This window comes from Streptomyces sp. NRRL S-37, from assembly GCF_000721605.1.
Classification (GTDB): Bacteria; Actinomycetota; Actinomycetes; order Streptomycetales; family Streptomycetaceae; genus Streptomyces.
Window position 1 is genome coordinate 800405 of the sequence record NZ_JOIZ01000005.1, and the last position, 11181, is coordinate 811585.

An 11181-nucleotide genomic window follows, 5' to 3' on the forward strand; every position below is an offset into this window, starting at 1 on the left:
TCACCGCGCCCCCCGGCCGGCGGGGAGGTCGCCGTACCCGGGGTGTAACAGCGGCCGGCGCGGTGCGTAACACCGGGGGCGCAGCCTGGGCCGTATGCGAGACACCGTGACGCCCACGCACTGCCCCTACTGCGCCCTGCAGTGCGGGATGAATCTGACGCCGGCGCCCGACGGGAGCGCCGTCGAGGTGAGCGAGCGCGCGGACTTCCCCGTGAACCGGGGGGCGCTGTGCGGAAAGGGGCGTACGGCGCCCGCCGTGCTGTCGTCGAGCGTGCGGCTGACCTCGCCGCTGGTGCGGTCCGAGGGGGGCGCGCTGGTGCCGGCCTCCTGGGAGGAGGCGCTGGCGCGGGTCGCCGGGGGGCTCGGGCGGACGCGCGCGGAGTACGGGGCGGACGCGGTCGGGGTGTTCGGCGGGGGCGGGCTGACCAACGAGAAGGCGTACAGCCTGGGGAAGTTCGCGCGGGTGGTGCTGGGGACCTCCCAGATCGACTACAACGGGCGGTTCTGCATGTCGTCGGCCGCGGCAGCGGGGGGCAGGGCGTTCGGCCTCGACCGCGGACTGCCGTTCCCGCTGGAGGACATCCCGCGGACCGGCTGCGTGATCCTGGTCGGGTCGAACCCGGCGGAGACCATGCCGCCGTCGCTGCGGTACTTCACCGAGCTGAGGGAGAACGGCGGCACGCTGATCGTCGTCGACCCGCGCCGCACGAAGACCGCCGAGCAGGCCGATCTGCACCTGGCGCCGCGTCCCGGCACCGATCTCGCGCTGGCGCTGGGCCTGCTGCACCTGATCGTCGCCGAGGGGCGCACCGACGAGGCGTACATCCGGGAGCGCACCAGCGGCTGGGAGGAGACCCGGGCCGCCGCGATGGCGCACTGGCCGGAGTACGTGGAGCGCATCACCGGCGTGTCCGTCCCCGAACTGCGGGAGGCCGTACGGCTGTTCTGCGAGCCGGAGGCCGCGATGGTGCTCACCGCGCGCGGGCCCGAGCAGCAGTCCAAGGGCACCGACACGGTGGGCGCGTGGATCAACCTGTGCCTGGCGACGGGGCGGGCGGGCCGGCCGCTGTCCGGGTACGGGTGCCTGACCGGGCAGGGCAACGGGCAGGGCGGGCGCGAACACGGCCAGAAGGCCGACCAGTTGCCCGGCTACCGCAAGCTGACGGATCCGGCGGCGCGGGCGCACGTCGCCGAGGTGTGGGGCGTGGACCCCGACGCGCTGCCGGGGCCGGGACGCAGCGCGTACGAACTGCTCGACGCGCTCGGTACGGACATCCGTGCGCTGCTGCTGATGGGCTCCAACCCGGTGGTGTCGGCACCGCGCGCCGCGCACATCGAGGAGCGGATCCGCTCGCTGGACTTCCTGGCGGTGTGCGACGTGGTGCTGTCGGAGACGGCCGCGCTCGCCGATGTCGTCCTGCCGGTGACGCAGTGGGCGGAGGAGACGGGGACGACGACGAACCTGGAGGGCAGGGTGCTGCTGCGACGGCAGGCGATCACCCCGCCGGAGGGCGTCCGCAGCGACCTGGAGGTCATGCACGAGCTGGCGGCGCGGCTGGGCGGGGAAGGGAACCTGGAGAAGAAGTTCCCGACCGATCCCGAGGAGGTCTTCGAGGAGCTGCGCCGGGCCAGCGCGGGCGGGCCAGCGGACTACTCCGGGATCACCTACCGGAGGCTGGCGGAGGAGAACGGCGTGTTCTGGCCGTGCCCGGCACCGGCGGACGGCCCGCCAGAGGCGGGCGGGACCGGAGCCGAAGCTGGACCCGAGACCGGAGCCGAAGCCACGCCCGAGACCGAAGCCGGACCCGATTCTCGCCGTATCGCCGGTGCCGGACACGCTCCGCAAGGCACCGGCGAGCCCGACGCCCCGCTCGACGACTCGGCGCGGGCCGACGGCACCGCCCCGCTCGGCACCGCCGGCGGCGCTCCCGCCTCCCGCCCGGGTGCCGCCCCCGGCGTCCACCCCGGCACCCCGCGCCTCTTCCTCGACCGGTTCGCCACCGAGGACGGGCGGGCGCGGTTCGCGCCGGTCTCGCACCGGGCGGTCGCCGAGGAGCCCGACGACGAGTACCCCGTGCTGCTGACCACCGGGCGGGTCGTGGCGCAGTACCAGTCCGGTGCCCAGACCCGGCGCGTCGACGAGCTGAACGCCGCCGCGCCCGGCCCGTTCGTGGAGCTGCACCCCCGGCTCGCGGAGCGGCTCGGCGCGGCCGAGGGCGACCCGGTGGCCGTGGTGTCCCGGCGGGGGCGGGCGGTGGCGCCGGCCAGGATCACGGCCGCGATCCGGCCCGACACGGTGTTCATGCCGTTCCACTGGGCCGGTGAGGGCCGCGCCAACACCCTCACCAACCCCGCCCTCGACCCGACCTCCCGGATGCCCGAGTTCAAGGCGTGCGCGGTACGGCTGGAGACGGTGGAGGCCGGTCACGGAGGTCGCGGGCGCGCGAAGTGAGACCGGTCGCGGGCGCGCGGGGTGAGAATCGTCGCGCAAGGTTCCGCCGACCGTCCGCGCAGGTGAACGTGCTCCTCCCCTTCTTCGTCTACGGCACCCTCCGTCCCGGCGGGACCAACCACGACCTCTTCCTGCGCGGCCGCACCCTGCGCGAGGAACCCGGCCGGCTCCGGGGCGCGGTGCTGTACGAGGGCCCCGGCTACCCGTACGCCATCGAGGAGCCGGGCTCCGTGGTGAGCGGGGAGCTGGTGACCGTACTGCCGGAGGCCTACGCGGGGCTGCTCACCGAGCTGGACCGGCTGGAGGAGTACGTACCCGGCGATCCGCGCAGTCTCTACGAGCGGGTGGCACGGGACGTCGTCCGCACCGGTGACGGCACGGCGGTGCGGGCCTGGGTGTACGTCGCCGCGCCCGCCGTCGCCGCCCGGCTGCGGGAGCGGGGGAGGATCGTCGAGAGCGGGGAGTGGCGGGGATGACGGCCGGGCACTCCCCCGCCGGATCCGGGCACGCCCCCGGCCCGCCCGGAACACCCCCGGAAGACGCGGAAGGCGCGGGCCCACGTCACGCCGGTGCGTGCTCCCACCGCGCCCGCCTCCCCGCGGGCGGTCCTCGCGGACGCGCAGGTCACCCGTTCACCCCCGTGTGCCGCACCCTTCGGACGCTTCCCCGCGACCGGATCCGCGCAACACCGCTGACCTGCTGAAACGCGACAAAGGACGGCGGCCGTCCGGGTGCGCCCGACACCCATTCGGCCCGCCTCCCGACGCCCTCTCAGGAAGCGGTACGGCCCCGGTGGCACTTACCTCGGAGGGGCGGGGACGCGTGCGACGGCGGCACATGTGGGGTGTCGCGGGCCGTGGTCCCTCCGTGAGCCCGAGGGAGCATCGATGCGACGTACCGCCCGGCCGCTGACCGGCATGACCGGCACCGCGCTCGCCGTGGCCGCCGCGGGGCTGCTCGCCGCGCCCGCGTACGCCGGGGAGGGCGCCGGCACGTCGGCGGGGAGCCTGGAGGTGTACCCGTCCTCGGTCGCGCCGGGGTCGCACGTCACGGTGAACACCGCGGCGTGCGGTGACGGCGGGACGGCGGCGGGCGACTCCACCGCCGTGGGCGCCGGCCGGTTCACGCTGGCGCCGAGCGCGCACGAACGGGACGCGATCGGACAGTTCCAGGTGCCGCCGAGCGCGCAGCCGGGGACGTACGAGATCGTCGCGACGTGCGACGGGAGCGACCGGCGGGTGGCCGGTGATTTGGTGGTCACGCTGACGCCCGACGCGCGGCAGGTGGTCCCCCGGGGAAGTGTGAAGACGGGGGTCGGGGGCGCGCTGGGCCCCGACCCCGTGCAGACCGCGGCCGGTGTGACGGCTCTCGCCGTCGCCGCCGCGGGCGGTACCTGGCTCCTGCATCGCCGGGCGAGAGGCGATGACATCTGACGGGCATCCTCCGCCGCCCGTCCCCGCCGGTACCGCACGTCCCCTCCCCTCCGGGTCCGACGCCCCTCGCGGCCCGGAGGGGGCACGGGGGCCGATTCGAGATGAGGTCAGTCCGTCATGCGCCGCAGGTTCCGCCGGACCGGGGGTCCGGGCAACGCAGCGATAGCCGCCGTCACGGTGTGCGCCCTGTGTGCGGGAATGTGGCTGCTGCACGGCGGGATCAGGACGCAGGCGCCGCCGCAGCCGTCCGCCGCCCAGGCGCACACGGGCAACGACGACCGCGGCGCGGACCGGGCCTCGGCGCCCGCCCTGCCGCCCTCCCCGCCCGACCGCATCCGCATCCCCGCGATCGGGGTGGACGCGCCCCTGACGGGCCTCGGCCTGACGAAGACCGGCCGTCTCGACGCCCCGCCTCCCGACCGGAAGAACCTGGCCGGCTGGTACGAGGCCGGCACCACCCCCGGGGAGACGGGCACCGCGATCGTCGCGGGCCACGTCGACAACGCCGAGGGCCCCGCCGTCTTCTACTCCCTCGGCGCCCTGCGCAAGGGCGCCACCGTCGAGGTGGACCGCCGCGACGGCGGCGTCGCCGTGTTCACGGTGGACGCCGTCGAGGTGTACGACGCCCAGGCCTTCCCCGACGAAAAGGTGTACGGCGCGGCCCCCCGCCCCGAGCTGCGGGTCATCACCTGCGGCGGGGGCTACTCCCGGACCACCGGCTATCAGGGCAACGTCGTCGTGTACGCCCACCTGACCGGCAGCCGCTGAGGCGGGGAACCGCCGGCCGGGGACGGACGGCCCGGCGTGCTGCTCAGGCCAGCCACTGCTCGTACGCCAGGTTCGCGACCAGGGCGAAGACGACCGTCAGCAGGACGACGCGGACGAAGCCGCTGCCCTTCTTCAGGGCCGTGTGCGCGCCGAACATGCCGCCCGCCAGGTTGAACACCGCCATCAGCGCCGCGAGCTGCCACAGCACCGCGCCCTGCCAGGCGAACGTCGCGAGGGCGCCGGCGTTGGTGCAGCAGTTGACGATCTTGGCGGTGGCGGAGGCGGTGACCAGGTCGAGGTGGAGCAGGGCGGTGAGCGCCAGGACGAGGAACGTGCCGGTGCCGGGGCCGACGAGACCGTCGTAGAAGCCGATGCCGAGGCCGCCGAGGCCGATCGCGGCGAGGATCTGGCGGCGGGTGGCCGGGCCGGTGGCGGGGGCCGTGCCGAAGGCGGGGCGCAGGATCACGAAGGCGGCCACGGCGAGCAGCACCACCATGATCACCGGTTTGAGGACCTCGGTGCTCATCCCGGCCGCGAAGAACGCCCCGCCCGACGAGCCGGCGAGGGCCGCGAGGCCGATGCGTACGGCGGTCTTCACGTCGACCGGCGCCTTGCGGGCGTAGGTGACCGCCGCGCCCGTGGTGCCGACGATCGCGACCGCCTTGTTGGTGCCGAGCGCGTGCGCGGCGGGGGTGCCGGAGGGCAGGCCGAGCAGCAGGGCGGGCAGGAGCAGCAGTCCGCCGCCGCCGACCACGGCGTCGATCCAGCCGGCGGCGAGGGCGGCCAGACAGAGCAGGACGACCGTGGTCAGGGAGATGTCGGGCATGGCCGTGAGCCTAAGGACGGGATAGATGCTGCGTCCATCAAGATGAGCGTTACTTGAGGTTGCTACCGGGGCCGGCCTCCTCACACCCGCCGCGCCCCTGTGCTGAGGGCAGCGTTCCGTACGGGAAACAGAGGGGATGCCGACGGGTAACACCCGCACCGCAGGCTCAAGGACATGACCTCGAACGAGCGTGTGGTGGTGATCGGCTCCGGCCTCGCGGGCGTACGGCTCGCCCGGCGGCTCGGCGAGCTCGGTACGCCCGTGACGCTGATCGGCGAGGAGGAGCACCGCCCGTACAACCGGGTGCTGCTCGCCGAGGTGCTGGCCGGACGCTACAGCCCCGAGGTGATCGCCCTGCCGGCGCCCGCGGAGCTGACCCGCGCCCGGGTCACCGGCATCGACCGCGCGGCACGGACCGTCGCCTGCGCGGACGGGTCGGTGATCGCATACGACAGGCTCGTCCTGGCCACCGGCTCCAACCCCGTACTGCCGCCGCTGCGCGGCCTGTTCACCGAGGACCACGAGCTGCCCGAGGGCGTGCACGCGTTCCGCACCCTGGACGACTGCCTGGGCCTGGCCGAGGCGGTACGGCCCGGGGTGCGGGCGGTGGTGATCGGCGGCGGGCTGCTCGGGGTCTCCGCGGCCCGCGCGCTCGCCGAGCGCGGCGCGCAGGTCGTCCTCGCCCAGCAGTCCGAGCGGCTGATGGAACGCCAGCTCGACCCGGCCGCGTCCCAGCTGGTCCGGCGGCATCTGACCGACCTCGGCGTGGAGGTCCACACCGAGTGCCGGGTGCGGGACGTGCGCTGCGTCGGCGGCGCGGTCCGCTCGGTGGAGATGGCCGACGGCTACGCCCTCGACGCCGACCTCGTGGTCCTGGCCTGCGGGGTGCACCCGAGGACCGGTCTCGCACAGGCCGCCGGGCTCGACGTCCGCAAGGGCGTCGTCGTCGACGACGAACTGCGCACCTCCGACCCGTACATCCACGCGATCGGCGACTGCGTCCAGCACGCCGGCACGGTGTACGGGCTGGCCACCCCGGCCCTCGAACAGGCCGACGCGCTCGCCGCGCTGCTCGCCGGGGACACCGGCGCCCGCTACACCGGAACCCGCTCGCTGACCCGGCTCACCCTCACCGGCCCCCACAGCCCCTTCGACCTGGCCGCGTTCGGCGAGACCGAGGCGCTGCCGGGCGACGACGTCGTCCAGCTCACCGATGCCACCCGGGGCACCTACCGCAAGGTCGTCGTCCGCGACGACCGCCTCGTCGGCGGGGTCCTGGTCGGCGAACTCGGCACCGTCGGCGCCCTCGCGCGCGCCTGGGAGGGAGCAGAGCCGCTCCCCTCCGACGGCGGGCCCCTGCTCCACCTGCTCACCCATGACGGAGGCTCCTGATGTCCACGGACACACCGACCATCGTGCTCATCGGCCACGGCATGGTCGGCCAGCGTTTCCTGGAGGCGCTCGCCGAGCGCGGCCTGACCGCCACGCACCGCGTGGTCGTGCTGTGCGAGGAGCCGCGCCCGGCGTACGACCGTGTCCAGCTCACCTCGTACTTCTCGGGGAGGACGCCCGAGGACCTGTCGATGACGGACCCGGCGTTCATCGAGGAACACGGCATCGAACTGCACGTCGGCGACCCGGCGGAGAGCGTCGACCGCGAGGCGCGCACGGTGACGGCCCGCTCCGGGCTGGTCGTCGGCTACGACGTCCTGGTGCTGGCCACCGGCTCCTACCCGTTCGTGCCGCCGGTGCCGAACAAGGACGCCGAGGGCTGCTTCGTCTACCGCACGATCGAGGACCTCCTCGCGATCGAGGAGTACGCGCGGAAGTCCACCACCGGTGCCGTAGTCGGCGGCGGTCTGCTCGGCCTGGAGGCGGCGGGCGCGCTCAAGGGCCTCGGACTCACCTCCCACATCGTGGAGTTCGCGCCCCGCCTGATGCCCGTCCAGGTCGACGAGGGCGGCGGCGCGGCGCTGCTGCGCACCATCGAGGAGATGGGCCTGACCGTCCACACGGGCGTCGGCACCCAGGAGATCGTGGTCGGCGAGGACGGCGCGGTCACCGGCATGAAGCTCTCCGACGGCTCCGAACTCTCCACCGACCTGGTGGTGTTCTCCGCCGGTGTCCGCCCCCGCGACCAGCTGGCCCGCGACTGCGGACTCACCGTCGGCGAGCGCGGCGGCATCGCGGTCGACGAGCAGTGCCGCACGGTCGCCGACCCGCACGTGTTCGCGATCGGCGAGTGCGCGCTGGCCGCCGACGGCCGGGTGTACGGCCTGGTGGCGCCCGGATACGAGCAGGCCGAGACGGCCGCCGCGACGATCGCCGCCGACGAGGCGTCCTTCACCGGCGCGGACCTGTCTACCAAGCTGAAGCTGCTCGGTGTGGACGTGGCGTCCTTCGGCGACGCCCACGGCACCGCCGAGGACTGCCTGGACGTCGTCTACTCCGACTCCCGCTCGGGCCTGTACAAGAAGCTGGTCATCGGCCGCGACGGCACGCTGCTCGGCGGCATCCTGGTCGGCGACGCGGAGGCGTACGGCACGCTGAAGGCCTTCACCGGCTCCGTCCCGCCGGTCTCGCCGGAGTCGCTGGTGCTGCCGGCCGGCGCCGGGGCCCCCGTGCAGCTCGGCCCGTCCGCGCTGCCGGACGACGCGATCATCTGCTCCTGCAACAACGTCCGCAAGGGCACGATCCGCGAGGCCGTCACCGAGCACCGGTGCACCACCGTGCCCGAGGTGAAGAAGTGCACCAAGGCCGGTACGACGTGCGGCAGTTGCGTCAAGGTCCTGGGCCAGCTGATCAACGCCGAGCTGGAGGCGAGCGGCGTCGAGGTCGACAAGGGCCTGTGCGCCTGCTTCTCCCAGACCCGCGAGGAACTGTACGAGATCGTCCTCGCCCTGCGCATCACCTCCTTCCGGGACCTGCTCGACCGCCACGGCCGGGAAGCGGCGCGCGGCGGCGACGGCTGCGAGGTCTGCAAGCCGACGGTCGGCTCGATCATCGCCTCCCTCGCCCCGACGATCGGCGCCGGCACCCACGTCCTCGACGGCGAGCAGGCGGCCCTCCAGGACACCAACGACCACTTCCTGGCCAACCTGCAGAAGAACGGCTCGTACTCGGTCGTGCCCCGCATCCCCGGCGGTGAGATCGCCCCGGAGAAGCTGATCGTGATCGGCGAGATCGCCCGCGACTTCGGCCTCTACACGAAGATCACCGGCGGCCAGCGCATCGACATGTTCGGCGCGCGGGTCGAACAGCTCCCCTCGATCTGGGCCCGCCTGGTCGACGCCGGCTTCGAGTCCGGCCACGCCTACGGCAAGTCGCTGCGCACGGTGAAGTCCTGCGTCGGACAGACCTGGTGCCGCTACGGCGTCCAGGACTCCGTCCGCATGGCGATCGACCTGGAGCTGCGCTACCGGGGCCTGCGCTCCCCGCACAAGCTCAAGTCGGCGGTCTCCGGCTGCCAGCGCGAGTGCGCCGAGGCCCAGTCCAAGGACTTCGGCGTCATCGCCACCGCGAACGGCTGGAACCTCTACGTCGGCGGCAACGGCGGCGCCACCCCGCGCCACGCCGACCTGCTCGCGCAGGACCTCTCGGACGCCGAACTGATCCGCCTGATCGACCGGTTCCTGATGTTCTACATCCGCACCGCCGACCGCCTGGAGCGCACCTCCACCTGGCTGGAGCGGATCCCCGGCGGCCTGGACCACGTACGGGACGTCGTCGTCCACGACTCGCTCGGCATCTGCGACGAGCTGGAGGCCCTGATGGCCGCCCACGTCGCGCACTACCGCGACGAGTGGGCCGAGACCATCAACGACCCGGAGAAGCTGGCCCGCTTCGTGTCCTTCGTGAACGCCCCCGACACCCCCGACCCGGTGGTCGCCTTCGTCCCCGAGCGCGACCAGATGAAGCCCGACCTGCCGCTGCTGAACATCGGCCTGCGCCCCGCCGACGAGATCCTGGAAGGAAGTGCCACGCGATGACCCTGACCCTCGAGACCACCGATCTGAAGGTCCGGCTCCGCCTCGCCGACGACTGGTTCACGGTCTGCGACCTGAGCGTGCTGCTGCCCGGCCGCGGGGTGGCCGCCCTCCTCCCCGACGGCCGCCAGGCCGCCGTCTTCGCCGACCGCAACGGCCGCCTGTACGCCATCGACAACCGCGACCCCTTCACCGGCGCGGCGGTCCTCTCCCGCGGTCTGACCGGCACCCACCAGGGCCGCCCCTTCGTCGCCTCCCCCCTCCTGAAGCAGCGCTTCGACCTGGAGTCGGGCCAGTGCCTGGACGACGAGACGGTACGGGTCACGGCGTACGAGGTGAAGGCCGCCTGACCACCGTTTCTTGACCGACCGTTTCAGAAAATCCTAGGCTGCTCTACGTGGCCAGGACCAAGGAGTTCGATCCGGACGCCGCGCTGCGGGCAGCCCTGGAGCTGTTCTGGCAGCGCGGCTACGAGGCGACGTCGATGTCCGACCTCGTCACCGGCCTCGGCATCGGACGCGCCAGCCTCTACGCGACCTTCGGCAGCAAGCGCGAGCTGTACCTGAAAGCGCTGGAGCACTACGAGCGGGGACTGCTCCCGCCGATGCTGGAGGACCTGTCCCGGCCGGGCCCGGCCCTGCCGGGCGTGCGGGCGCTCGTGCGGCGCTACGCCGCCGAGGCGATCGAGGACGACCTGCGCGTCCGCGGCTGCTTCATCACCAACACAGCGGCCGAGCTGGCCCCGCACGACGTGACGGCCGCGCGGCGGGTCGAGCGTAACTGGGACCGGCTGGAGACCGTGCTGCACGCGGCGCTCGTCCGTGCCCGGGCCCAGGGCGAACTGCCCGCCGGCCGCGATCCGCTCGCCCTCGCCCGCATGCTGCTCGTCCTGCTGCAGGGGATGCGGGTGGTCGGCAAGGCGTCCGCGGACCCGGCCAGGATCAGGGACGCGACGGAACAGGCGCTGGCACTGCTCGAGGACTGAACCACCCGAGGGCCGCCGGACGGCGGCCCTCGATGCCTGACCTCATACTGAACCGATCGGTCAAGAATCAGGAGAGATCATGACCAGCCGTTTCACCGACCGCACCGCCCTGGTCACCGGCGCCGGCTCCGGCATCGGACGGGCCGTCGCCCTCGCCCTCGCCGCGGAGGGCGCGCACGTCGTCGCCGCCGGACGACGGCCGGAGCCGCTGGAGGAGACGGTGGCCCTGATCGAGCGGGCCGGTGGCAAGGCGCTGGCCGTCACCGCCGACGTCTCCCGCGCCCCGGACGTCCAGGCCGGCGTGGACGCCGCCGTGAGCCACTTCGGCTCACTGGACGTCGCGGTCAACAACGCGGGCGTCTTCCGGGGCGGGCAGCCCCTGGCCGAACTGACCGACGACGACTGGCGGAGCCAGCTCGACATCAACGTCACCGGCGTGTTCCACGCCCTGCGCGCGGAGATCCGCCAGATGCGCACCCAGCCGGCCGGCGGCGCGATCGTGAACATCTCCTCCACGTTCGGCCCGCACAAGCGCACCCCGGGAGCCACCGCCTACGCCGCCACCAAGGCGGCCGTCTCCGCGCTCACCCGGGGCGCCGCCCTGGACCACATCGCGGAGGGGGTAGTTAACCGTTCGCCTTCAAGGTTGTTTGACTGAGCGTAACTTCGATTGGGTGAGCATCGTTGTGAGGGTGTGAAGCTGACAGAGTGGGCGAGGGCGCAGGGTGTGC

The 11181-nt window shown here is 73.6% G+C and carries 9 protein-coding genes and 1 pseudogene; 9 read left to right on the top strand and 1 reads right to left on the bottom strand.

The annotated features are described in order from the left end of the window. Nucleotides 1-94 precede the first annotated feature (94 nt). From IH50_RS0110560 to IH50_RS0110575, 4 genes are all read left to right on the top strand, one after another. The gene (locus IH50_RS0110560; RefSeq protein ID WP_030859724.1) at nucleotides 95-2452 is read left to right on the top strand and encodes a molybdopterin oxidoreductase family protein; all 2358 of its coding nucleotides are present in this window, start codon (nucleotides 95-97) and stop codon (nucleotides 2450-2452) included. Between the two features lie 68 nt (nucleotides 2453-2520). Continuing rightward, on the top strand, nucleotides 2521-2928 hold the full coding sequence (locus IH50_RS0110565) for a gamma-glutamylcyclotransferase family protein (protein WP_030859725.1): 408 nt from the start codon (nucleotides 2521-2523) through the stop codon (nucleotides 2926-2928). 411 nt (nucleotides 2929-3339) lie between these two features. Then, the gene (locus tag IH50_RS0110570; RefSeq protein ID WP_030859726.1) at nucleotides 3340-3885 is read left to right on the top strand and encodes a hypothetical protein; all 546 of its coding nucleotides are present in this window, start codon (nucleotides 3340-3342) and stop codon (nucleotides 3883-3885) included. Between the two features lie 117 nt (nucleotides 3886-4002). Continuing rightward, a complete protein-coding gene (locus tag IH50_RS0110575; RefSeq protein ID WP_030859727.1) occupies nucleotides 4003-4653 on the top strand; it encodes a class F sortase in 651 nt (216 codons plus the stop codon). Nucleotides 4654-4696: 43 nt separating this feature from the next. On the opposite strand, the gene IH50_RS0110580 is transcribed toward IH50_RS0110575, so the two are convergent. After that, nucleotides 4697-5479: a sulfite exporter TauE/SafE family protein gene (locus tag IH50_RS0110580; protein WP_030859728.1), complete on the bottom strand. Its 783-nt coding sequence runs from the start codon at nucleotides 5477-5479 to the stop codon at nucleotides 4697-4699. Nucleotides 5480-5653: 174 nt separating this feature from the next. On the opposite strand from IH50_RS0110580, the gene IH50_RS0110585 reads away from it, so the two are divergent. From IH50_RS0110585 to IH50_RS0110605, 5 genes and pseudogenes are all read left to right on the top strand, one after another. Further along, nucleotides 5654-6871 carry an NAD(P)/FAD-dependent oxidoreductase gene (locus IH50_RS0110585; RefSeq protein ID WP_030859729.1) on the top strand — a complete coding sequence of 406 codons (1218 nt, stop codon included), beginning with the start codon at nucleotides 5654-5656 and terminating at the stop codon, nucleotides 6869-6871. Continuing rightward, nucleotides 6871-9468, top strand: coding sequence for a nitrite reductase large subunit NirB (gene nirB / locus IH50_RS0110590; protein WP_030859730.1), 2598 nt, complete (start codon nucleotides 6871-6873; stop codon nucleotides 9466-9468). The genes IH50_RS0110585 and nirB overlap by 1 nt, the downstream gene beginning before the upstream one ends. Continuing rightward, entirely contained in the window at nucleotides 9465-9815 is a 351-nt protein-coding gene (gene nirD / locus IH50_RS0110595; RefSeq protein ID WP_030859732.1) for a nitrite reductase small subunit NirD, read from the top strand. Before nirB ends, nirD begins: the two co-directional genes overlap by 4 nt. Nucleotides 9816-9862: 47 nt before the next feature. Then, on the top strand, nucleotides 9863-10450 hold the full coding sequence (locus tag IH50_RS0110600; RefSeq protein ID WP_030859734.1) for a TetR/AcrR family transcriptional regulator: 588 nt from the start codon (nucleotides 9863-9865) through the stop codon (nucleotides 10448-10450). Nucleotides 10451-10529: 79 nt separating this feature from the next. Continuing rightward, nucleotides 10530-11075: pseudogene (locus IH50_RS0110605) on the top strand (SDR family NAD(P)-dependent oxidoreductase); the annotation flags it as partial. Between the last annotated feature and the right edge of the window lie 106 nt (nucleotides 11076-11181).

Excerpts from the sequence above, each read along its gene's own strand:
- IH50_RS0110580 (WP_030859728.1), bottom strand. The coding sequence starts at position 5,479 with ATGCCCGACATCTCCCTGACCACGGTCGTCCTGCTCTGTCTGGCCGCC.
- nirD (WP_030859732.1), top strand. The coding sequence starts at position 9,465 with ATGACCCTGACCCTCGAGACCACCGATCTGAAGGTCCGGCTCCGCCTC.
- IH50_RS0110560 (WP_030859724.1), top strand. The coding sequence starts at position 95 with ATGCGAGACACCGTGACGCCCACGCACTGCCCCTACTGCGCCCTGCAG.
- IH50_RS0110575 (WP_030859727.1), top strand. The coding sequence starts at position 4,003 with ATGCGCCGCAGGTTCCGCCGGACCGGGGGTCCGGGCAACGCAGCGATA.
- IH50_RS0110585 (WP_030859729.1), top strand. The coding sequence starts at position 5,654 with ATGACCTCGAACGAGCGTGTGGTGGTGATCGGCTCCGGCCTCGCGGGC.
- nirB (WP_030859730.1), top strand. The coding sequence starts at position 6,871 with ATGTCCACGGACACACCGACCATCGTGCTCATCGGCCACGGCATGGTC.
- IH50_RS0110570 (WP_030859726.1), top strand. The coding sequence starts at position 3,340 with ATGCGACGTACCGCCCGGCCGCTGACCGGCATGACCGGCACCGCGCTC.